This is a genomic window from Novosphingobium sp. 11B (assembly GCF_054589055.1).
The window spans coordinates 1-22,426 of the sequence record NZ_BAAILP010000058.1 but is presented as its reverse complement, the minus strand read 5'-3'; the positions used below and the strand labels follow the sequence as shown (position 1 = coordinate 22,426).

At 63.5% G+C, this 22,426-nt stretch carries 20 protein-coding genes and 1 pseudogene; 15 read left to right on the top strand and 6 right to left on the bottom strand.

Annotation, left to right across the window (positions count from 1 at the left end; all coding sequences use genetic code 11):
* Window positions 1-130: 130 nt before the first annotated feature.
* The 3 genes from ACYPYD_RS05035 to ACYPYD_RS05025 all read right to left on the bottom strand — a co-directional run bounded on the left by ACYPYD_RS05035 (window position 131) and on the right by ACYPYD_RS05025 (window position 5,243).
* Entirely contained in the window at window positions 131-2,323 is a 2,193-nt protein-coding gene (locus tag ACYPYD_RS05035) for a TonB-dependent receptor (protein ID WP_459662318.1), read from the bottom strand.
* Window positions 2,324-2,481: 158 nt separating this feature from the next.
* Window positions 2,482-3,921, bottom strand: a complete 1,440-nt coding sequence (locus ACYPYD_RS05030) for a glutamine synthetase family protein (RefSeq protein ID WP_459662317.1) — start codon at window positions 3,919-3,921, stop codon at window positions 2,482-2,484.
* Window positions 3,918-5,243, bottom strand: a complete 1,326-nt coding sequence (locus tag ACYPYD_RS05025) for a Rieske 2Fe-2S domain-containing protein (RefSeq protein ID WP_459662316.1) — start codon at window positions 5,241-5,243, stop codon at window positions 3,918-3,920. The genes ACYPYD_RS05030 and ACYPYD_RS05025 overlap by 4 nt, the downstream gene beginning before the upstream one ends.
* Window positions 5,244-5,796: 553 nt before the next feature.
* Here ACYPYD_RS05025 and ACYPYD_RS05020 point away from each other — a divergent pair.
* Genes ACYPYD_RS05020 through ACYPYD_RS04995 form a run of 6 tightly spaced genes read left to right on the top strand, consistent with a single transcriptional unit; the run spans window position 5,797 to window position 14,217 of the window.
* Window positions 5,797-6,951 carry a mandelate racemase/muconate lactonizing enzyme family protein gene (locus tag ACYPYD_RS05020; RefSeq protein ID WP_459662315.1) on the top strand — a complete coding sequence of 385 codons (1,155 nt, stop codon included), beginning with the start codon at window positions 5,797-5,799 and terminating at the stop codon, window positions 6,949-6,951.
* Window positions 6,951-9,050 (top strand): hydantoinase/oxoprolinase family protein, encoded by a 2,100-nt coding sequence (locus ACYPYD_RS05015; RefSeq protein ID WP_459662314.1) that lies wholly within the window; start codon window positions 6,951-6,953, stop codon window positions 9,048-9,050. The genes ACYPYD_RS05020 and ACYPYD_RS05015 overlap by 1 nt, the downstream gene beginning before the upstream one ends.
* Window positions 9,047-10,783 (top strand): hydantoinase B/oxoprolinase family protein, encoded by a 1,737-nt coding sequence (locus ACYPYD_RS05010; RefSeq protein ID WP_459662313.1) that lies wholly within the window; start codon window positions 9,047-9,049, stop codon window positions 10,781-10,783. The genes ACYPYD_RS05015 and ACYPYD_RS05010 overlap by 4 nt, the downstream gene beginning before the upstream one ends.
* Entirely contained in the window at window positions 10,780-11,982 is a 1,203-nt protein-coding gene (locus tag ACYPYD_RS05005) for a cytochrome P450 (RefSeq protein ID WP_459662312.1), read from the top strand. Before ACYPYD_RS05010 ends, ACYPYD_RS05005 begins: the two co-directional genes overlap by 4 nt.
* 10 nt (window positions 11,983-11,992) lie before the next feature.
* Window positions 11,993-12,733 carry an SDR family NAD(P)-dependent oxidoreductase gene (locus ACYPYD_RS05000; protein WP_459662311.1) on the top strand — a complete coding sequence of 247 codons (741 nt, stop codon included), beginning with the start codon at window positions 11,993-11,995 and terminating at the stop codon, window positions 12,731-12,733.
* A gap of 2 nt (window positions 12,734-12,735) precedes the next feature.
* The gene (locus tag ACYPYD_RS04995; protein ID WP_459662310.1) at window positions 12,736-14,217 is read left to right on the top strand and encodes a gamma-glutamyltransferase; all 1,482 of its coding nucleotides are present in this window, start codon (window positions 12,736-12,738) and stop codon (window positions 14,215-14,217) included.
* A 219-nt stretch (window positions 14,218-14,436) separates the two neighbouring features.
* On the opposite strand, the gene ACYPYD_RS04990 is transcribed toward ACYPYD_RS04995, so the two are convergent.
* Both ACYPYD_RS04990 and ACYPYD_RS04985 read right to left on the bottom strand, forming a co-directional pair.
* Entirely contained in the window at window positions 14,437-14,826 is a 390-nt protein-coding gene (locus ACYPYD_RS04990; RefSeq protein ID WP_459662309.1) for an ArsR/SmtB family transcription factor, read from the bottom strand.
* Window positions 14,823-15,443, bottom strand: coding sequence for a peroxiredoxin (locus ACYPYD_RS04985; RefSeq protein ID WP_459662308.1), 621 nt, complete (start codon window positions 15,441-15,443; stop codon window positions 14,823-14,825). Before ACYPYD_RS04985 ends, ACYPYD_RS04990 begins: the two co-directional genes overlap by 4 nt.
* A gap of 293 nt (window positions 15,444-15,736) precedes the next feature.
* Here ACYPYD_RS04985 and ACYPYD_RS04980 point away from each other — a divergent pair, with 293 nt between their 5' ends.
* The 4 genes and pseudogenes from ACYPYD_RS04980 to ACYPYD_RS04965 form a co-directional block, all read left to right on the top strand.
* Complete coding sequence (locus ACYPYD_RS04980) at window positions 15,737-17,140, top strand: cytochrome ubiquinol oxidase subunit I (protein WP_459662307.1); 1,404 nt, start codon at window positions 15,737-15,739, stop codon at window positions 17,138-17,140.
* Window positions 17,137-18,135 carry a cytochrome d ubiquinol oxidase subunit II gene (cydB, locus tag ACYPYD_RS04975; protein ID WP_459662306.1) on the top strand — a complete coding sequence of 333 codons (999 nt, stop codon included), beginning with the start codon at window positions 17,137-17,139 and terminating at the stop codon, window positions 18,133-18,135. Before ACYPYD_RS04980 ends, cydB begins: the two co-directional genes overlap by 4 nt.
* On the top strand, window positions 18,116-18,250 hold the full coding sequence (locus ACYPYD_RS04970; protein ID WP_459662305.1) for a DUF2474 domain-containing protein: 135 nt from the start codon (window positions 18,116-18,118) through the stop codon (window positions 18,248-18,250). Before cydB ends, ACYPYD_RS04970 begins: the two co-directional genes overlap by 20 nt.
* A 460-nt stretch (window positions 18,251-18,710) precedes the next feature.
* A pseudogene (locus ACYPYD_RS04965) lies at window positions 18,711-19,062 on the top strand (P-loop NTPase family protein); the annotation flags it as partial.
* Here ACYPYD_RS04965 and ACYPYD_RS04960 read toward each other — a convergent pair.
* Entirely contained in the window at window positions 19,052-19,327 is a 276-nt protein-coding gene (locus ACYPYD_RS04960; protein ID WP_459662304.1) for a hypothetical protein, read from the bottom strand. The pseudogene ACYPYD_RS04965 and the gene ACYPYD_RS04960 sit on opposite strands and share 11 nt — an antisense overlap.
* A 133-nt stretch (window positions 19,328-19,460) precedes the next feature.
* Here ACYPYD_RS04960 and ACYPYD_RS04955 point away from each other — a divergent pair, with 133 nt between their 5' ends.
* From ACYPYD_RS04955 to ACYPYD_RS04935, 5 genes are all read left to right on the top strand, one after another.
* Window positions 19,461-19,685: a hypothetical protein gene (locus tag ACYPYD_RS04955; RefSeq protein ID WP_459662303.1), complete on the top strand. Its 225-nt coding sequence runs from the start codon at window positions 19,461-19,463 to the stop codon at window positions 19,683-19,685.
* Between the two features lie 355 nt (window positions 19,686-20,040).
* Window positions 20,041-20,409 (top strand): antibiotic biosynthesis monooxygenase family protein, encoded by a 369-nt coding sequence (locus ACYPYD_RS04950; RefSeq protein ID WP_459662302.1) that lies wholly within the window; start codon window positions 20,041-20,043, stop codon window positions 20,407-20,409.
* A gap of 19 nt (window positions 20,410-20,428) precedes the next feature.
* Entirely contained in the window at window positions 20,429-21,361 is a 933-nt protein-coding gene (locus ACYPYD_RS04945) for an NAD(P)-dependent alcohol dehydrogenase (RefSeq protein WP_459662301.1), read from the top strand.
* Window positions 21,362-21,363: 2 nt separating this feature from the next.
* Window positions 21,364-22,068, top strand: a complete 705-nt coding sequence (locus ACYPYD_RS04940) for a helix-turn-helix transcriptional regulator (RefSeq protein ID WP_459662300.1) — start codon at window positions 21,364-21,366, stop codon at window positions 22,066-22,068.
* A gap of 15 nt (window positions 22,069-22,083) precedes the next feature.
* A complete protein-coding gene (locus tag ACYPYD_RS04935) occupies window positions 22,084-22,305 on the top strand; it encodes a hypothetical protein (protein ID WP_459662299.1) in 222 nt (73 codons plus the stop codon).
* Window positions 22,306-22,426 lie beyond the last annotated feature (121 nt).

Here is a 22,426-nt window from a genome sequence, read left to right as displayed (position 1 = left end):
CGGCGCGGACCGTTGGGGCCAAAGCCAGTGCTGCAGTACTGGCAACAAAGCCACGACGTGTAAGAGTAGTTACCTTCAACGGTTTTCCCATCGTGGCCCGGTCGTTGTTCCAATACGGCAAGCGCGGCGATTACTGACGATAGGTCAGCGTCAGGCCAAGGGTGCGCGGACGGTTCGAGAAGTCATAGTACAGCGCCGAACCCGTCAGATCGTGCGTGCGCGACAGGGGCTTGCTGTCGTTGAAGATATTGTTGGCGAAGATCGAGAGATCGAACGCCGCCATCTTCGCGCCCAGCCTCGCCGAGACGACCGCGCCCGACTTCGTGGCGGTAAGCCCCGGATCGTAGCTAAAGGTATCCTCGTTGCGCATGACGCCCTTGCTGCGGAAAGTCGTGTCGGCGCGGAGGTATGCGTCGATCGATTCCGAAACGGGCAATTCCACCTGGCCGAACACCGCGCCGGTCCACTGCGGACCGCCGATGCGCTCACCCTTGGCGGCAAGCAGCGAGCCGCCGCTGCCTTCTACGTCCTCGGCAAAGGTCGTGCGGTTGAAGCCGAGGTTGCCGCCCACGCTCAAGCCCGGTGCAAGCCGGAAGTCGAGCACGAGATCGAGGCCGCGGCTGTTCGCCTTGCCCAGATTGGCGATATACTGGAAGCCGCAGGTGGGCAGGTTGACCGGCTGCTGGATGTTGCTCCACTTGATCCAGTAGGCATTGGCGTCAAGATGCATGCGGCCGCCCATGAAGGTACCCTTGGCACCGCCGTCGAAGCTCCAGACGCTATCGGAATCATAGCGCGTGGGGCTCTTCTCGATACCCAGCGATTCCAGATCGGACGCGCAGTATTCGGCCGGAACCGGACCTTGCGCACCGCCCTGCCGAAAGCCCTTGGCCGCGTTCGCATAGACCAGCAGGTCGGGGTTCGCCTGATACGCCACGGCGAACTTGGGCGTGACCGGATTTTCCTTGGTGCTGCCCTCGACATAGCTGGGGCCACCGTTGACTGGGCCGTCGGCGGCGTCGGTAAACGAGAACTTCATCTGCGACACACGCACGCCCGCGCTGAGGGTCAGCTTGTCCGCGACGTGGTAGTCCAGATTGACGAAGCCCGCGATCTGTTCGTCCTTGGAATTGACCAGATCGATGTAGCTCAGGGCCCCTGTAGCAGCGGCAACGTTGGACGATGTGGTCTTGTTGTCCGAAACCTGGCGCTGGTTGGAATAGTAAAAGCCTACCACCCAGTCGAGCGGGCCGCCGGGTTGCGACTGCACGCGCAGTTCCTGCGTGAAGTTGCGCTGGGCGGTGATGACGGTTGCCGCCGACGGACGCAGGGTGGCGACTGGCGTGACCGCATCGCCGGTGCGGATCGCGCGCAAGTAGCTGGTATAGTCCAGCCTTGCCACCTGACGGCGATCGAACCACGAGGTGTTCGAGACGATCATGATCTTGTCGCCGGAGTACTGCACCTTGGCGGCAGGCAGGTAGAAACGGTCGCGCAGCGGCTCGGAGATCGTGTTGCCCGAACGGTAGTCCGCGCTGCCCATGTCGCTGTGCTGTTCCCAGTACTGGTTACGCTCTGGCTGGTACTGCTTCTGGAAGAACAGCGAAGGCGTGATAGTCAGTTCGGGCACCGGGCGGATGGCCAGCGCGCCGCGCACCACGGTGGTGCGCTGCCAGTTGGCGTTCTTGTCCACCAGATCGCCGGTCACGGCGTTGATCCGGTCGATGTAGCCGCCGTCGCGGCGCTGGGAGACGCTCAGGCGGAAGCCCACCAGATCCTGTGCCAGCGGTGCACCGATTGCGGCACCCACTTCGTAGGACGGCGCGCCGTTGTCGGTGGTCGCAGCTTCGGCGCGGCCATAGCCCGAGACTTTATCGAGGCTGGGCGCAGGCGTGATGAAGCGCACTGCACCGCCCTCGGCACCGGCGCCGAACAGCGTACCCTGCGGACCCTTGAGGACTTCGACACGCTCAAGATCGAACACGCGGGGGAAGGCGTTGCCGCCGAAGTAGCCCACGCTGCGGATCTGGATCGGCGTTTCGTCCACGTAGATCGCGGTCGTCGCGGCGCCGACGTCGGAGGAGATTCCCCGGATCGAGATGCTGTTGCTGGTATTGCCCGAAACGCCGCCGGTATTGGTAAACTGGAGGCCCGGCGTGTAACGGGAAATGTCGTCGATCGAGCGCATGCCGCGCTGATCCATCTGCGACTGGCTGAACGCGTCGATCTTCACCGGAACCTTGTCCAGCGACATCTCGCGACGCGTTGCGGTGACGACGATAGCCCCGTCCTCGACCGCCGGTTCCGCTTCAGCGGCCGACACCTGAACCGAGCTCGCCGAAGCGAACGTGACACCTGCGAGCAAACCAGCCCTCAGGATCGCGATTTTTCCCTCATGATTAGTATATTTATTGAACATACAACCTCCTAGAACCAGAATGTCGTGTTCGCCCTGCATTGTTTTGCAATTTTATATTTATGCTAGAATAAATCGAAGTACTCTTTCTGCTCCCAATCGGTAACCGAAGTGTTGTATCGGGCAACTTCGGCTCTCTTTATCATGACGAAATAATCGATGAATTCACGTCCGAATGCGCTTTCCATCATGGAACTCGCCTCCAGCACGTTCAGCGCCGCCTCAAGACTTTCCGGCAGGCGGTCCGCCTCGGCGATGTAGGGGGAATCGACGGGCTCCACCGGCTCTTCCCCGGCATCAATCCCGGCCAGCCCGGTCAGCATCTGCGAAGCGAGATAGAGGTAGGGGTTGGCCGCAGGCTCGCCAATGCGGTTCTCGATGCGCGTTGCACCGGGGGCACCGCGCGCGAGGACACGCAGCAGCGCGCCGCGATTGTCCTCGCCCCAGGCCACCCGGTCGGGCGCGAGCGAATTGGGGCGATAGCGCTTGTAGCCGTTGATCGTGGGCGTGCTGAAGGGCGTTGCCGCCCGCGCACCCGCCAGCAGGCCCGCAAGGAAGTGCCGCCCCGTCTCGGACAGGCCATACTGGCCATCCTCGCGCGCAAAGAGGTTGCGGCCGCTTGTGCGGTCACGCAGCGACTGGTGCAGGTGCCAGCCGCTCGACATCGCCTCGCTCCACTGCGGGCGGCACATGAAGCTGGCATGATAACCGTGGCGGCGCGCGATTTGTTTTACCGCGTTGCGGAACAGGATCATGTCGTCGGCGGGCTGGATGCCGGTGCCCGGGCGGAAGACGAACTCCACCTGGCTTGGCCCGAACTCGATCTCGAGCGAATGGATCGGCAGGCCCAGCGCCTGACAGTGATCGCGCAGCACGTCGAGGATCGGCTCGATCCGGTCATAGCGCTGCTCGGTCAGATAGGCGTAGCCCTGATGCAGCAGCGATACCACTGGCGACGTGCCGGGCTGGCCTGCATCGCTGAGTTCGAGACGGGGATCAGTCAGCCGGGTCAGGTGAAATTCCACCTCCAGCCCACTGACGAATTCAAAGCCGCGCTCCTCCAGTCGGGCGGCGGCCTGCTGCGCCAGCCGCCGGGTGGAATGCGCCACCGGCCGACCGTCCGTGTAATAAAGGTCGCACAGCATCCACGCCGTGCCCGCTACCCAGGGCAGGATGCGCAGCGTGGTCGGGTCCGGCACCATGATCACATCGCCGCCGCCCTGAAGCGCCGGCTCGCCGATGCCTGCGCCCTTGGTGAACACCGGAGCTACCGTGCGATGTGCGGTATCCTTGAGCAGCAGCGTCGAAGTGATCGCGCAGCCGTCCTCCATCGCGCCCGGCAGCGCGTCGGTCATCAGCGTCTTGCCGCGCAGCAGCCCGTGCAGGTCGGAGAACGAAAGGCGCACCTGCTTGACCCCGGCAGAGCGTAGCTGCGCCTCCACCTCGCCTGCGGCGCGGCCCCGTTCCTCGTTCCACAAGCCGTGGCGGGCGATGAACCCGGTCATTGCGAGGCGGCGCCTTGCGCGGACCACGAAGCCCCCTCGCGGCGGCGCGCATCGGCGCGCGTCCAGTAGCCCACGACATCCTCATCGGCTGGGGCAACGCCGTCGATGGTGGCAGGTCCGGTCACGCCCGAGGCGTCCTGCGGAGCCAGCGCCATCAGCGGAGCATTGCCGTGCGAAGCCTTGCGGATCTCGCCCAGCAGCAGCTTGCGGTAGGCGACGATACCCTTGTCGGTGGTGCCGAGATGCTCGCGCGTGCGGTCCTGGATGCGGCCCTGGCTCTCTACCGCCCACTGGTCGTGGACGTTGATGTCCTCGCCCATGCCAGTGTAGGTGCGCAGGCGCTGCTCTTCGAGGTCGTAGCCGTAGTTGTTGTGGCGTCCTACGCGCGGCATGTAATCGGGCAAAGTGTACAGCTTGAGCCGCTGCTCGCGCATCATCGCCTTGTCGACGGGATCGGCAAAGCCGGTGAAGATCGCATACCAATAGCAGCTCTCGTCATCGATCGGCACGTGCCACTGGGTGATCGTCATCGTTTCCGAAAGCGGGATGACGAAGGCCTGCGGGAACAGCACGTTGGTGATTCGAACATGGGTGCCGCCTTCGCCCAGGGAACGCAGCGCGGTCAGCCGCAGGCCGATGTCGGAGCGTTCCACCGTGATTTCGGGGTTTTCGTATTCGCGCAGAACCTGCGTCATCGTCAGTTCGCTGTCCGCCGAAGTGGCGCGGAACTGGCGGCCATAGCTTTCCGCCGCGTCCTCATCCTCGTAGAAGCGGTGGAGGAAGCTGGCGTGCGCAGGATCGATGCCCACTTCCAGCGCCTGAAGCCAGTTGCAGTCCAGATAGCCCTTGAACGCGAAGACGTGGCTTTCAGGCGCAATGAAACAGTCCAACTCGGGAAATGCCGGAGCCTCGCCCTCGCCCAGATAGGCGAAGATGATGCCGCCGCGCACTGCCGTGGGATAGCTCTTCTGGCGCACGCGAGAGCACAGCGTGCTGCCGGCGGGCTCGCCTGGCGTTTCGAGGCAGTTGCCGTCCACATCGAACAGCCAGCCGTGGAACAGGCAGCGAATGCCGCCATCTTCCAGACGGCCGAACGCAAGGTCGGCGCCGCGATGTGGACAGTCGCGGTCGAGCATGCCGATACGGCCCTGTTCGTCGCGGAAGATCACGAAGTCCTGACCCAGCACACGCGCTGCCCGCGATGGGCGCGGACCGTCCAGTTCGTCCACCAGCGCAATTGGCTGCCAGTAGCGCCGCAGCAAGCCGCCCAGAGGGGTGGACGTGCCGGTGCGGGTTATCAGATCGTTCTGTTCAGGTGTCATGGAACCGAGGGACTCATCATGCGATTGCCTAGGCCCAAGAGGTTACATAGTTTTACTATAAGAAAAAGAGGTAAATTTTTTCCGTCCTTCATGCCGATAGGAAATCTGGATAATTCACGTCATGGCTTTGATTTCACGAGGGAATACAGAAATTTCCGCTTAGGTCTGTGAGACGCAAAGACTTGAAAATTCGATGCCGATCGCGCGCATCGCCCTCGCCAGGCAGTGCAAATCTCGATCTTTTCAACGGAATGCGCCGTGTTCCATGCAAGCGTTTCCGCGCTTTGAGACAAGCCCCTTGCCGGGCAATGCGTGATAAGCAACGCTTTCAGGCACCACGCTGGACAATCGCGTTATCCCGGAAAATGGCCGAACTGTAAGGAAGACTGCCAATCGGATCGGCCAACGCTTCATGGGCCGGAACGAGAAAGCCCGGACAACTTTCGGCACACCCCTGAACGTAAAACCGCAACCCCTTATGAAAATATTTTCTTATAGGAAAATCCTGTGTTAGGCAAAGGCATATCACGCTGCCAGATTGCAGGGGAATCCGTTGAACATCACCAAAGTAGAGGCATTTGCCTTCCGTCTCCCACCCCGACGCGACTTCCGCTGGGCGGGGCTTGTTGCCGACCTTGGCGGCTTTGTTGCCGTACGAATCGAGACCGAAGGCGGTATCGTGGGCTTCGGCGAAGCCACTCCGCTGCCTGATTGGGGCGGCGACTGGGAACGGCGCTGCGGTGAGACGCAAGGGACCGTCACCCACCTCGTCAACACCGTGCTTGGCCCGGCGCTTATCGGCATGGACGCCACTGCCGTCACCGCCGCCCGCCGCAAGATGGACAGCCTGGTCGTCGGCAACGTCTACGCCAAGTGCGCGATCGACATTGCCCTGCACGATGCCTGGGGCAAGATCGTGGGCCTGCCGATCTACAAGCTGCTGGGCGGCGCGGTGCGCGGATCCGTTGCCGTGGCGCACATGATCGGGCTGATGCCCGAAAATGAAGCACTGGCTGAAGGCACCGAGGCTGCCACAGACGGCGTGCGCTCGCTCCAGATCAAGGGCGGCGTCGATGCCCCGCGCGACATCCGCCTTGCCGCCGCGCTGCGCCGCGAACTGGGCGACGATTTCACCCTGCGCCTCGATGCCAACCAAGGTTATGGCCATGGCAAGCATGCCGCGCGCATCGTCGGCAAGCTGATCGACGCCGGGATCAGCATGGTGGAGCAGCCGACCACCGGCCTTACCTACATGGCCGAAGTCACCGCCGCCTCCGAAGTACCGATCATCGCCGACGAAAGCTGCTGGAACGTCAACGATGTGCTGGACGTCAGCGCGACGCGGGCGGCGGACTCGATCTCGATCTATCTGGCCAAGGCAGGCGGCTTCGTCGGTGCGGCCAAGGTCGCCTGCGTGGCCCATGCCCAGCTGATGGCCTGCGACGTGAACGGATCGATCGAATCCGCCATCGGCACGGCCGCCAACGTCCAGTTCGCGCTGGCCCAGCCCGCCGTGACGCTGGGCGCGGTAATCGCGGTCAGTGCGCCTGCCAGAACCCACCCGTGCAAGGTGGCGGGCCGCTATTACGAGGATGACGTGCTGGCCGAGCCGATGGGCTTTGCCGATGGCGCAATCCTGCCGCCGGACATGCCGGGCCTCGGCATCACGGTGGATGAGGACAAGCTAATGCGGTATCGGTGCGACTGATGGCATCCGGATACCGCATCGCGGCCGACATCGGCGGCACATTTACCGATATCGCGTGCCTGTCCCCGGACGGCACCCTTACCACGGCCAAGACGCCCACCACGCCGGGCGACTATGCGCAGGCGATACTGACAGGCATCACCGACATCGCCGGGCGCCTCGGCCTGCCGGTCGATCGTTTCGACGAAGTGCTCCACGCCTCCACCATCGCCACAAACGCCATCCTTGAAGGCAAGGGCGCGAGCACCGCGCTTGTCACCACCGAGGGCTTTCGCGACGTGCTGGAACTGCGCCGTATCCGCGTGCCCCGGCTGTACGAGCCGCTCTATCGCAAGCCCGATCCGCTGGTGCCGCGCCGCCTGCGCCTCGAAGTGCCAGAGCGCCTCTGCCCGCGCGGTGAAGTGGTGCGCGAACTGGATACCGATGCCGTGCGCGCCGCAGCGCAGGCTCTGGCCGGGCATAATGTTGAGGCTGTGGCTATCTGCTTCCTCCACAGCTACGCCAACCCCGAGCACGAGAAGGCCGCCGAGCGCATATTGCGCGAAGCCTTGCCGCAAGGCACCTTCATCTGTTCCAGCCATGACGTGCTGCCCGAAATCCGCGAGTACGAGCGGACCAGTACCACAGTAGTCAACGCCTATATCGGCCCCGTCGTCAGCCAGTACCTGACCGCGCTCCAGACGCGGCTGCGTGAGGCGGGCATCGGCGGGCGGCTGCTAATGATGCAGTCGAGCGGCGGCCTGCTCGATGTGGACCGCGTGATCGCGCGGCCTGCCACCGTGGTCGAGAGCGGCCCGGCGGCGGGCGTCGTGGGCGCAGCGCGGCTTGGCGGCAAGGCGGGCCACGGCGATGTCATCACCTTCGACATGGGCGGCACTACCGCCAAGGCATCGCTGATCGAAGGCGGGCGTCTTGTCAGCACCGATGAATACGAGGTCGGCGGCGGCATTTCCATGTCCAGCGCGCTGGCCAAGGGCGGCGGCTATGCGCTGCGCCTGCCGGTGATTGACGTGTCCGAAGTGGGCGCGGGCGGCGGCAGCATCGTGCGGATCGACGCCGGCGGCGCGCTCAAGGTGGGTCCGGACAGCGCGGGCGCCGTGCCCGGCCCCGCCTGCTACGGCGCGGGCGGGATCGAGGCGACGGTGACGGACGCCAATGTCGTCCTGGGCTATCTCAACCCCACCGCGCTTGCAGGCGGCAGCGTGCCGATCGACGCTGCGCTTTCGCGCCGCGCCATCGAGCGCAGCGTGTGCGAGCCGCTGGGCCGCGATCTGCTGTCGGCGGCATGGGGCATCCACCGCCTGGCCAACTCGGCAATGATGCGCGCGGTCAAGGCAGTCTCCACCTACCGTGGCCGCGATCCGCGCGACTTCGCGCTGTTCGCCTTCGGCGGCAACGGCGGCATCCACGCCGCCGCGCTGGCGAGCGAGCTGGGCATGGGTCAGGTCATCGTGCCCCCCGGCGCCGGCGTGTTCAGCGCCGTTGGCCTGCTGTTCACCGACCACGAAGTCAGCCGCGCCAACACGTTCGGGCGGGCGCTGTACGACAATCCCGAACTGCCGCCGGAAATGGCCGCCACTTTCGCTCGCCTCGAACAGACGGTGCGGGCGGAACTGGGGGATTCCCCGGCGCTGCAAATGAGCTGGCGCGCGGACCTGCGCTATCGCGGGCAAGGCTTCGAGCTGGGCGTGGATATCGCTCGCGGTCCGCTGAATGCCACCAGCCTCTCCGCCATCCGCGCCGCCTTCGAGGAAGAGCATCGCCGCAGCTACGGCCACGACCTTGGTCACCATGCCATCGAGATCGTCACCCTGCGCGCCATCGGCACGATCGCGCCGCAAGGGCCCTCCGGTATTCGCGATAGCGTACAGCCTGCCCGCCAATTGCCCGAGACGACGCGGCCTGCCTACTTCGGCCCCGACCATGGCTTCATCGACACCCCCGTTATCACCCGCGCCGACCTTGACGCTTCGCCGCGCCCCGGCCCGCTGATCGTCGAGGAATACGAAGGTACAGCCGTCGTGCCGCCGGGATGCACGGCCCTGCGCGACAGCCACGGCAACATCGTCATCGCCCTCAGCGCGGGAGAAGCGCCATGACCACCAACGTCGATCCCATCCTCCTTGAAGTGTTCAAGAACGGCTTCGAGGCCATCGCCGACGAAATGGCGCTGATCCTCATGCGCACGGCCCACTCGCCCATCGTGCGCGACGCGATGGATTTCTCCACCGCGCTGTGCGACGCGAAGGGCGAGAACCTGGCGCAGGGGCTGACGACGCCGATGCACCTCGGCAGCTTTCGCGATGCCATGCGCCACCTGATGGACGAATACGCCGGAGACATCGACGACGGGGATGTCTTCATCGGCAACGACCCCTACCTCGCCTCAGGCCAGCACCTGCCCGATATCTACGTGGTCAAGCCGATATTCCACGCAGGACACATCGAGGGCTGGGCCGCCACCATCGCCCACCATGTCGACGTGGGCGGACTGGTGCCGGGAAGCAATTCGCTCAGCGCCACCGAGATCCATCAGGAGGGGCTGCGCCTTCCCTTCCTGAAGCTGCGCCGGGCAGGCGTGGCCGATCCGGTGCTGCCCCGCGTGATCGCCGCCAACGTGCGCACGCCCGAGCTCGTGCTGGGCGACATCGAGGCGCAGCTTGCCGCCGCTGTCGCCGGATCGCGCGGCCTTGCCGCCATGATCGAGCGCTACGGCGCGCAGACCGTGCGCGACTACGGCATCGCCCTGCACGACTATGCCGAGCGCCTCGCCCGCGCCGCGTTCCGCGAAGTGCCCGACGGCGTCTACACTTTCCAGGACCACATCGACGGCCTCGGCGACGATCCCACACCCATCGTCTTCCAACTCACTCTGACCGTAGCAGGCGATGAAGTCACCGCCGACTGGACCGGCACTTCGCCGCAAGTGGCGGGCGGGATCAATGCGCCGATCTCTTTCTGCAAATCGAACGTCTACGCCGCGCTGCGATCCATCATGGGCGCGGACGTGCCCAACTGCCACGGCTACACCCGCCCGATCCGCGTCATCGCGCCGCCCGCCTCGGTGCTCAATTGCGAGTACCCGGCCCCCTGCGGCGCGCGCGGGATCACCGGCTATCGCATCGTCGACTGCGTGTTCGGCGCGCTGGCCGCCGCCGTGCCCGACCGCGTCAGCGCGGACGGCGCGGGCGGCTCCACCCTGCCCAGCTTCAGCGGCCGCATCGACGGCGAGACTTTCGTCTTCTCCGAATGCGTGATGGGCGTCTGGGGCGCAACCAGCGCGCATGATGGGCAGGAAGGGGTGCCGCACATGGCCTCCAATCAGGCGAACGTGCCCGTCGAAACCATCGAGGCGGACTATCCGATCCGCATCGAGCGTTATGGTCTGGCGCAGGATACCGGCGGTCCGGGGCGCAACCGGGGCGGCCTTGGCATCGTGCGCGAATACCGCGTGCTGGCCGACGACGTCTATTTCGGCGTGCGATCCGACAAGATCGCCTATCCCCCGCACGGCCTCTACGGCGGCGTTGCCGGCGCGCCTGCCAGCAATCTGCTGAGCGGCAAGAGCGGGGACTGCACTCTGCCCGGCCTGCCCACCCACGCGATGACGCTGGGCACGGGCGACACCTACCGCCACGTCATGGCCGGAGGCGGCGGCTTTGGAAACGCGCTGGAGCGTGAGCCTGAGCGCGTCCTGGAAGACATACGCGACGAGCGCATCAGCACCGCCCATGCGCGCGATGCCTATGGCGTGGTGCTGGCCGCGGACGGCGGGCTCGACCTGCCGGAAACCGCCGCCCTGCGCGCCCGGATGAAGGAACTTGCCCGATGAACATTGCCATGGACAGGCGCGTCACCTCCGACCTCGATCCGTTCTGCGAGGAATTCCGCAGCGATCCTTACAGCCACTATGCGCAGCTTCGCGCGCTGGGCCCCGTCGTCTGGCTGGAGCAGCACCAGATCTGGGTCGTCCAGCATCACGAACAGGTGAAGCAGGTCCTCACCGACTGGAAGCGCTTCAGCAATGCCGGCGGCGGCGGGCTGACAAATTACTTCAAGGAACCGAACTGGCGTCAGCCCAGCATCATCCTCGAAGTGGACCCGCCCGAGCATGACCGCACCCGCAGGGTGATGATGCGTGCGCTCAACGCCAAGGCGCTCAAAGCTATGCGCGGCGGCTTCGAGAAAGTAGCAGGCGAACTGGTCGATGCCGCGCTTGCCAAGGGCGAGATCGAGGCGGTGGACGATCTGGTGCAGCCCTTCCCGCTGACGGTCTTCCCCGATGCGGTAGGCATGTCAAAGCTCGACCGCGATATTATGCTGGTCTATGGCGGCATCGTCTTCGGCGCATTCGGCCCGCGCACCGCGTGGTATGACGCGCTCATGAAGCGCGCCGAGGAAGTCGGCGGTTGGATCGATGCACGGTGCGAGCGCAGTGCTCTGACCCACGACGGCCTTGGCGCGGCGATCTATGCGCAAGCCGATGCAGGTGACATCACCCATGCCGAAGCAAAGCTGCTGGTCCGCTCGTTCCTTTCGGCAGGCGTGGACACCACGATCGATTCCATCGGTCTGTGCCTGCGCGCACTGGCGGAGCATCCCGATCAGTGGCAGGCCCTGCGAGAAGACCCCTCGCTGGCGCGCAACGCCTTCGAGGAAGCGACCCGCTACGACAGTTCCTCGCAAAGCCTGTTCCGCACCACCACCGAGGCGTTCGAATTCGCTGGGCAACAGATCGACCGCCACGAAAAGGTACTGGTGCTGATCGGCTCTGCCGGGCGCGATCCAGCGATCTGGGGCGAGCCCGACCGCTTCGACATCCGCCGCCGCATGACCAACCAGATCGGCTACGGCACCGGCATCCACGGCTGCGTGGCGCAGATGATGGCCCGCCTCGAAGGCGAAGTGTTCTTCCGCGCCATTGCCGAAAAGGTGCGCACGCTGGAAACGAACGGCCCGTCCACGCTGCGGCTTGTGCCCGGCCTGCGCGGCCTTTCCAGCCTGCCGCTCAAGCTTACCGCGAACTCCTGAGGATACGACAATGGCTACAGTAATCGTCGCGGGCGGCGCCACCGGGATCGGGCGCGCAACGGTGCAGGGCTTTCGCGCGCGGGGCGACAACGTGGTCTTGATCGACCACCGCCACGAAGCCGCGCAAGTCGCAGCAGAGGATCACCCAGGCGCCTGCATTTTCCTCGAGCGCGATCTGGCCAGCATAGTCGTGGCACAAGAAGCCGTGGCGCTGGCGGCCGACACATTCGGCGGCGTCGATACCCTGCTGGTAACGGCAGCGGTGATGAAGTCCGCCGCGCTGGAAGATTGGACCGAGGAGATGTGGGATCATTCGGTCGCGCTGAACCTGAAGATGCCGTTCTTCTTCACGCAGGCCGCAGCGCCCTGGCTGCGCAAATCGAACAACCCCAGCGTCGTCTTCATATCCTCGACTGGCGCGATCCGCGGCCATGCAGGCATGTCCGCCTATCAGGCCACCAAGGCCGCGCTCCCCGGCCTCGCCCGCAGCCTGACGGCGGAACTGGGACCGGACGGCGTCCGCATCAACTGCATCCTGCCGGGCTGGATCGAGACGCCGTTCAACGATCCCTTCTGGACCTATCAGCCAGACCCGGAGATAAAGCGCAAGGCGATCGAGGCGCAGATCCCCGTGCGGCGGCAAGGCGTGCCCGAGGACGTTGCCGCCACGATCCTGCTGCTTACATCGCCTGCTGGCCGCTATATCGCGGGCACCTCGATCGTGATCGACGGCGGCTATACGGCGGTCTGACGATGAGCGCTCCTTGGACACTGGCGGACTCGTTCTCCTCGCCCCATCGCCCGGTTCTGCGCGGCAGCCTTGGCGCGGTATCGGCCGCGCATCCGCTGGCCGTGGCCGCAGGACAGAACGCGCTCTTCGCCGGAGGCTCCGCCGTCGATGCCGCCATCGCGGCGCAAGCCGTGCTCTGCGTCGTCGCGCCCGATGCCTGCGGGCTGGGCGGCGACATGTTCGCGCTGGTAGGCGATGCGGACCGGACGCTGGCGATCACCGGCGCGGGCGCAGCGCCGCTCGGCATGACCGAGGCCGCCGACGATGGTCCCAAATCCATCACCGTGCCGGGCATCGCCGGGGGCTGGGACGCGATGCACAGGCGCTGGGGCCGCCTGCCGCTGGCGCGCGTGCTGGAACCGGCCATCCGCATCGCTAGCGAGGGGCTAGGTGTCCCTAGGGTGCTGTTAGGTGCCGTTCAGTCGCAACGCGCGCGCCTCGAACGCGGCGGCGCGGGAGCGTGGAATTTGCTTGGATTGGGCCTTGGCGAACGCTTCGTGCAGCCCGAACTGGCCGCGCTTCTGACGACATTGGCAGAGCATGGGCCGCTCAGTTTCTACGAAGACGAAATCGCGCTAACCATCGCCAACCGCGTCCAGGCGCTTGGCGGCGCGCTTGCCATGTCGGATTTCGCGGCGCACGAAACGCCTGTGAATGAAACACTTACGGTGAACTTCATGGGCTGCGAAGTCGCCGTGCAGCCGCCGCCTACTCAAGGCGTCCTGCTCGCCATGGCACTGGCCGGACTGGAACGCTGGCACTCCAAGGCGACAGCTTTCGACCACATCGGTGTCGAACTCACCGAAGCCGCCTTCGCCCACCGGGACGATGCGGCAAGCGGAAAAGCCCTCCTCGACGTGCCGCTGGAAATCGACCTCGAAAACGCGGGCTTGCGCGGAGGCCCGCGCGCCTACCTGCACACTGCTGGCGTATCAACCGTCGATTCTCAAGGGCTTACAGTGTCCTCCCTTGTTTCCGTCTTTGACGATTTCGGCTCCTGCGTATTCGTCTCGGAACTTGGAATAACCCTCAACAACCGTGCCGGCGGATTCACCTCCGGCGCCAACGCCCCTGCTCCCGGCAAGCGCCCGGTACACACCCTGGCGCCTGCAATGTTGCGCAAAGGCAAGAACTTGCTCGCACTGGCCACCCCCGGCGCGGACGGTCAGGTGCAGACACTACTGCAAGCCATTGCCCGCATCCTCCTCCACGGCGAAGACATAGCCACCGCCATAGCCGCCCCCCGCTGGCGCAGCGAAGGCGGCAAGCTGCTGATCGAGGACGGCCACCCCGCCCTCCCCGACCTGACGCAGCGCGGCCACCGCACCGTCCCCGTCAAGTCCGGCGACATGCGTTTCGGATCTATCGCCTGCGCGGGCACCGCAGCCGGACAGGCCTTCGCCGTGGCCGACTGGCGCCGCGAGAACTGGGCTGGAGTGGCATGATGAGCAGCGGGAAACTCACGCTTTTGCTGGCGGCATGCTACTGCGCCGCCACACCGCTCAGCCCCGCGATCGCATCGGATAGCGAGACGCTGGCGGCCTACACCTACCGGAATCCAGGCTGTACGAACAAGATATGACAGGGAGTGATGTCTTGGACGGCGCTTTCCAAACCGAAACTAGCCATTCGCGAGCGAACACACTCACCTGTCGGATCGGCGCTCATAGGAGTCGCGCAAAATTTGCAGTGCCCGGCGTGACGGCGCTGCGATCCCGAAGGCGTTCGACCGTAGCAGGCTTGGGCGAGATATGTGTCGACCCAGCGAACATTGCCTCGATGCCACGGATGTACAGGATGGCGTTTTCTCCATCCAAACTGTAATACACCTGCTTAGCTTGCCGCCGTGTCTTCACAAGTTCCCCCTTGCGAAGTTCGGCAAGCTGCTGGCTGAGTGCTGGTTGTCCGATCCCGGTCGCGACATCAATTTGAGTGACCGACCTCTCGCCATCCAGGAGAAGTGACAGGATCATCAGCCGCTGTCCCTGGGCGATCCTGCGCAGTGTCTCTGCGACCGCCTCAGCCGCTTCCCGGGACTTCCACAGCACCGTCATCCATCACTCCGGCAAAACCAGTCGATCTCGTCCTGCGCGTCTTCATTTGCAGGAAGGAGCAGAGGACGCCCCGGCTGCCAATCCGCGGGTGCAAGCTTGCCGCTGGAATGGGTTGCCTGAAGAGCCGCGACCATCCGGATCATCTCGTCGATGGATCGCCCGATAGTATGCGGATGGTGCGCTATGGCGCCGATCACCCCATTGGGGTCGATGAAATAAGTCGCACGCATGCCGGCGCTGTTGTCTGTCGTCTCGTCGATCATGCCATAGGCTCGCCCGACGGTCATCGAGGGATCCTCGATCACCGGGAAGGGGATCTCGATGGAAAAGATCTCACGGATCGCCCGGGTCCATGCGAAGTGGGAGTAGAGACTATCGACCGACAATCCCAGTAGGGCGCAATCGAGCGCAGCGAAGCGATCATACGCCTTCGCCAAGGCGACGAATTCCGATGTGCAGACCGGCGTGAAGTCTGCCGGATGCGAGAAAAACACGACCCAACGCCCCTGATAGTCGGAAAGCCGGATCGGGCCGTGTGTCGACCGCGCCTCGAAGTCGGGCGCCGGGTCGCCCATGCGCAGCGGGCGCAAGGCGATGCGGTTGATCACCTCGTTCATGAAGGTCGTGGGTGTGAAATCGTCATTGATCGCTTGTTGCACAGCACCGAACTTGACTCAAGATAATTACACAATTACATGCCTCGGCAATAGACTAATTGATAGGGCGTCATCCCCTTAGCGGCTTGCGCGCCTCCTATCCCAAGCACAGTCCACGGAGCCGTTGATGCCAATATTGCCCTACCTCGTGAAGGTGAACGTGAGCGATGGGGGCGGGATTGCCGATGCGCCGGGCACGTTCCATCGCCAATCCCAAGCTTGTCAGGCTAAGATCGTCCCGATGGTATGCAGATATGCTTGATGCTCTCTTGCTCGCACGCATTCAGTTCGGCTTTACCGTCAGTTTCCATTTTATTTTCCCCTCCTTTTCGATTGGCCTCGCAAGTTATCTGATGATCCTTGAAGCGCTGTGGCTGAAGACAGGCAGCGGCGTCTATGCCAACCTCTACCGATACTGGCTCAAGATCTTCGCGATCGCCTTTGGCATGGGCGTCGTCTCGGGGATCGTCATGTCCTACCAGTTCGGAACGAACTGGTCGGCTTTCTCCGACAAGGCCGGACCGGTCATCGGGCCGTTGATGGCTTACGAGGTTCTGACCGCATTCTTCCTCGAGGCCGGGTTCCTTGGCGTCATGCTATTCGGCATCAACAAGGTCGGGCCGCGGCTGCATTTCTTTGCAACCTGCATGGTCGCTCTCGGCACCTTCATTTCAGCGTTCTGGATTCTGTCCGTCAACAGCTGGATGCAGACGCCAACCGGCTACGAGATCGGCGCGAACGGGCAGTTCCTGCCGGGGCCGAGCTGGTGGGCGATCGTTTTCAACCCAAGCTTTCCCTATCGGCTCGTCCACACCGTCATCGCGGCCTATCTTACTACGGCGTTCGTCGTCGGTGCTGTTGGCGCCTGGCATCTTCTGAAAGATCGCGCCAATCTCGGTGCGCGCAAGATGTTCTCGATGGCCATGTGGATGGCAGCGATCGTGGCGCCGATCCAAATCGTCGCAGGCGACATGCACGGCCTCAATACGCTCGAGCATCAGCCGGCCAAGGTCATGGCGATGGAAGGCCATTACGACAGCCATCCCGATGGCGCTCCGCTTATACTCTTCGGCATTCCCAACAGCGCCGATAAGCGCATCGACTATGCGGTCCAGATCCCCAAAGCCTCTTCGCTTATTCTCCGGCACGACCTCAACGCGCCTCTCCCCGGTCTCGACACCGTTCCGGATCAGGACGAGCCCCCCGTCAGCGTCCTGTTCTGGTCGTTCAGACTTATGGTCGGTCTCGGGATGGCGATGCTGCTGCTGGGTGCCGCCAGCCTTTACGCTCGCTCGCGCAAGCGGCTGTATGACTGGCCGCTGCTGCATCGCGCAGCGGTCGTGATGGGGCCCAGCGGATTTGTTGCGGTCATCGCCGGCTGGATAACGACGGAAGTTGGGCGACAGCCCTACACGGTCTATGGCCTGTTACGGACGGCACAATCGGTTGCTCCGCTGGACAGTTCGGCGGTGGCGATATCGCTGCTCGCGTTCATCGTCGTGTACTTCACGGCCTTCGGCGCCGGCATTTTCTACATTCTACGACTGATAGCCAGGCCGCCGCAGCCGCACGAAAGCGCTGATCCGTCCGCCGGCACACCCGTGCGAGCCGCCGGGATCACGCCCGCCCCGGCTCTTGAGGAGGGCGCTGCCCGATGATCGATCTCACAGTTGTCTGGGCGGCCATCATCGCCTTTGCGGTCGCTGCCTATGTAGTCATGGACGGTTTCGACCTCGGTATCGGTATTCTCTTCCCGACCTTCACCGTCGGCAGAGACCGCGACAGGGCAATGAACAGCATCGCCCCTGTCTGGGACGGCAACGAAACATGGCTTGTCCTTGGCGGCGGCGGTCTGATGGCCGCCTTTCCGCTCGCCTATGCCATTATCCTTCCGGCCCTTTACGCTCCGCTGATTGCCATGCTTCTCGGGCTGGTATTCCGCGGCGTCGCATTCGAGTTCCGCTGGCGTGATCCCAGGCACAGGCATTTCTGGGACATCGCCTTCTGTGCGGGTTCAGTCGTCGCAACCTTCTCGCAGGGCCTGACCCTCGGCGCGCTGCTGCAAGGTATTCACGTCGAAGGCAGAGCTTATGCAGGCGGATGGTGGGACTGGCTGACACCCTTTTCCATTTTAACAGGGATCAGCCTCGTTGCCGGATATGCCCTGCTCGGCGCCGGATGGCTGATCTGGAAGACCGATGGCTCCACACAGGCTCACGCCCGTCGACATGCGCGCGTCCTGACCGTGGCTTTGCTTCTGGCAATCGCATGTGTGAGCGCGGCCACTCCCTGGCTCGACGGTCGCTATTATCAGCGTTGGTTCAGTTGGCCCGGCGTCCTGGCCGCTGCGCAAATGCCTTTGCTTGTCGCGCTTGTTTCGTTTGTCCTGTGGCGATCCATCGATCGGGCGCGGGACTGGCTGCCTTTCCTGTTGACGCTCCTGTTGTTCGGGCTCGCGATGACGGGACTGGCAATCTCGATTTTCCCCGATGTGGTTCCCGGCAGAGTGTCGATATGGGAGGCCGCGGCACCCGTGCGTAGTCAGCTGTTCATGCTCATCGGTGCCGGGATTATGGTCCCGATCATCCTTGGCTACACAGCTTGGGCCTATTGGGTTTTCCGAGGTAAAGTAGATGAAGCAGGATACCACTGATCCGCAAGAGCCACGCCTTCCGGCTCGACTGGCCTGGTTCGCTGGCATCTGGCTGGCGAGCGTGCTTGCTCTGACCATTGTTGCCTTCGCGCTAAGAGCGATTTTGTCCACCTGAATGAGGGCGACACTGATAGGAGATGGCGGCCGGGCCCACTGCGGATGATTTATCGTCCGCATTCCCACCCCCAGACGCAAAAAGATCAATTTCGAAATCACTGACGACGATGCACGTGTCGCCATTTCCCTGTCTTTGTACGCCAGAGTACGACCGCCACATTATGATGGCTGAAACGCCCTGAATTCTGCCGCATCTACTTATTCCCGATCCAGGGATGGCCAGAAGCGGTCCCGCAAAGAACGGGGACGACGTGGCTTCTTCTTCCGAGAAATATGAGGCGATACTTCGCGGAGCCCGGATGCTGCGGACCGCACTCGGCCCCGCCATCGCCGGTATCCTCGGAGACGCCAGCGTCGCCTAGTGGTCAGATTGCAACGGATGAGTCCCTTTTGAAGGCCAGAAAATGGCTGATTTCCAGCAATCCTGGCGGAACCATCCGATTGAATCTAACCACTAGGTGATGCTCAACCCCGACGGCCGTCTCTGGATCGACCGGCGTTCGGAAAGTTTGTCCGACACTGGCGAGTGCCTATCAGCCGCCGGCGGCGAGCGCATCGTACGCGTGTCGCGCACCATGTCGGCGCTGAGGTCCATTCGGCAACCCGCGCGTCTCCGCCGAGCTGCCGGAAACGGTAGAGCGGTTCGAGGTCCTGCTGCCTCCCGTGGTGGCGGCGCCTGCCTTCGCGATCCGGATCGCCGTCTTCACGCTGCCGAACTATGTCACCGCCGGCATCACGAGGGCCGAGCAGGCCGACTTCCTGCGTCAGGCAGTCGCCAGTCGCCGCAACATTCTCGTCGCTATCGGCACCTGAACGTCTGAGGCGAACCATGATAAACCTCGCCGAATATCGTCGCATCTCGACCCGGCTCGCGGATTCCCTGCCCCGGGGGGCGCTCGTCGCGCCCGGAGGCGTCCTCAACACGGGAGGCGGCTTCCAGCGAAGCGCGCGTTTCGGCGGATCGGATTTCGATTCCGCCGTCCAGGCCGAACTGGTCGCCGTCGCACGCCGCCTCAACAGTGCCTTCCGGCGCCTTGGCAGCGGCCGGGCGATCTTCGTCGACGCGCAGCGCCATGCCGCCGGCGCCTATCCGACGAGCCGGTATCCAAGGCTATGTCCCGGGCTGGGGCGTCTAGCGCGCGGCCAAATTCGCGGTCGCCGGCATTACCGAAGCGCTGGCCGCGGAAGGCAGGGAGTTCGGCATCAAGGTGACGCTGGTGTATCCGGGCCATATGCGCACAAGCTTCCTCTCGCAGCGGTCGATCATGTCACCGAGCCATCCGATCGCCGGCTATGTCTCGGTTCGCAAGGACGAGGAAATGGCAAAGCAGCAGATGGACGGGCACCTGATGGGCGCCCCGGATAAGGGGGCCGCACTGCTCATCAAGATCAGTGCATTGGATACGTCCCGCTGCATTACTTCGTGGGGATAGATGTTTTCCAGGCAGCCCATGCGAAGATCGCGACACTCTCCGAAGCCCTCGACACCTGGAAACAAGACAGCCTGTCGATCGGTTTCTGAGGTCGCAGCCACGATATCCCGTGTGCCTGTCCATCACTCCCCCCACTCTCGCGCAAGGCTGATCGGCTGAAACAGGATGTCGCGGCCCATTCGTTCCGAAGCGCGTTGCCGCAATGCGCAGTGATCCCGCCATTAAACCCGTTACGCTGCAAATAGCTGCAAACAATGGTGCCAGAAACTGTCACCACGACTGTGTAAGGTAGGCGCAGAACAGGGACAGGCATCGATCACCTTCTCATCGGCCCCTCCAAGAAAGACACCAGCTCATGCCCAGATTCGAACTACTCGACCCCGACTATCCGGTCGCCCGTCAGACGGAGGCCGACGCCGGCCCTATCGTGATGATCAACCTCCTGACTATGGCGCCCGCCGACGAGGCTGCGTTTCTTGCGGCCTGGACTGCGGACTCGCTGTTCATGAAACGCCAGCCCGGCTTCATCTCGACGCAGTTGCATCGTGCGGTCGGCGATAACCCAACTTACCTGAACTACGCGGTCTTCGACAGCGTCGCGGCGTGGCGCGAAGCTTTCAGGAACCCGGCATTTCAGGAGAAACTGAAGGCGCACCCTGCCTCGGTGGTGGCCAGGCCGCATCTCTTCACAAAGGTCGCCGTTCCCGACCTCTGCACGGCTTGAAGCTGGGAAGGCGACTGTAATGAAACGCATTCAATACACCCGCTATGGCGGCCCGCAGCGCATGCGAGTCGAGGATTTCGAGTTGCCGGCACCCGGTAAAGGTGAGGTGGCGGTGCGGGTCAAGTTCGCGGCCATCAATCCGATCGACTGGAAGCTGCGCGCCGGCCAGATGAAGATTGTCACTGGCAGGCGCTTTCCGCGTGCGATGGGCATGGACTTTTCCGGCGTCGTTACGGCGGTAGGACCCGGCGTCACACGGTTCAAGGTGGGCGACGATGTTTTCGGGCTCGCCCGCTTCAAGGAGTGCGGCGCGCTCGGCCAAGCCGTGGTCACAAAGGAGACGTTCCTCGCCAGCAAGCCCGAGGGCATTTTGTTCGAGGATGCGGCATGCCTCGGCACGCCCGGCGTCACCGCTTGGAACGGGCTTATCGACAAGGCAAAGCTGCAACGGGGCCAGCACGTCTTCATCAACGGCTGTGCCGGCGCAGTGGGCGAAGGCGCCGTGCAGATTGCCCGGCTCTTCGGTGCCAGCGTTTCGGGCAGTTGCAGTGCCCGGGACATGGAGCGTGCAAGGTCACTCGGTGTCGAGACCGTCTACGATTACCGCACAACGGATCTTGCCGCGATCTCCACCCGCTTCGATGTCGTCTACGACACCGCCGCGACGATGGCGGTCCCGAACGGCATCGCCATGCTCTCTCCCGGTGGTGTGTATCTTGATCTCAATCCTGGTCCGGGCAAGTTTCTTCGTGCCATGTTCGAACGGCGCCTGAAGCTGATCATCGGTTCGCCGCGTGCCGAGATCTTGCAGAAGGTTGCAGAGGCAGCCAGTGAGGACAGGTTCCGCATTCCAATCGGGGAGATTGTTCCCTTGAGTGGTGCTGTCCAGTTGATCACCGAGCTTGAACAAGGCCGTAAGCTCGGCGGCAAGGGCGTCGTGGCGATGGAGTGATCATGGCAAGAAGTCACCGACTGTTCGATTTGATGCAAGTGCTTCGCCGGCACCGCAGGACGGTGTCCGGCAAGGCGCTTGCGTGCGAGCTGGGTGTGTCGCTGCGCACGATCCGCCGAGATATCGCGACACTGCAGGACATGGGAGCGGATATCGATGGCGAGGCAGGCGTCGGCTACATCCTGCGGCCCGGCTTCCTTTTGCCGCCGCTTTCATTCACTGACGAGGAAATCCAGTCGCTGGTGATCGGTGCCCAGTGGGTCAGCCGATACACCGATGACACGCTCGCCCTTGCTGTCAAGAATGCCCTCGCCAAAATCAATGCCGTGCTGCCGCCCGACATGCGTACCGCCCTTGAGGACGACACTGTCTATGTCGGGCATCGACTGAAGACGTCGTCGTCGCTCGATCTGAGCGACATCCGCCGTGCGTTGCGCGAACAGCGCAAGCTGCGCATAACCCTGGCGATTGACCATGTTCCCAAGGATGAACAGCTTGTCTGGCCGATTATGCTCGGCCTTGTCGATGGCTGCCGGTTCATCGCTGCATGGTGTGAGACGGATAGCCAGTTCCGCGTCATTGCCACTGACGATATTGCGAGCGCCGAGGTCTTGGTTGAGCGCTATCCGGGCGCGCGCCGCCAACTTGTAAAGCAATGGCGGATTCAGGACGTCAGACCGTGTAACGGCCAGGGCAACATTTGTTGACGTAGGGAGTGAATCTTGCCCTCTTCCCGCTCGGACGAAGACGAAGTGGACATCGCCGAAACACTCTTGGCCTATCTCGAAAGACGCGGCTTCTTTGTGATGCTCCTGCTGCGGTGTCGACGCTGGCTGCACCTTGAACCACACGGCAGCGAAGGGAGGGTTGTCGAGCGTACGATCTCGGCGCTCGATTACCGCGATCTCGTCATCAGGATATTTTGCTTTAAGAACAGTTACTGAGCTCGACTTTGTACGATCAGGTAGCGAAGCATAGTGCCTGAGCCATACGTTTTAGGCGGGTTGTGGGAATATAGTTCGGTTCTGGGTGCGGCGGGGAGTGTTGATTAATGTCGCCGACCCA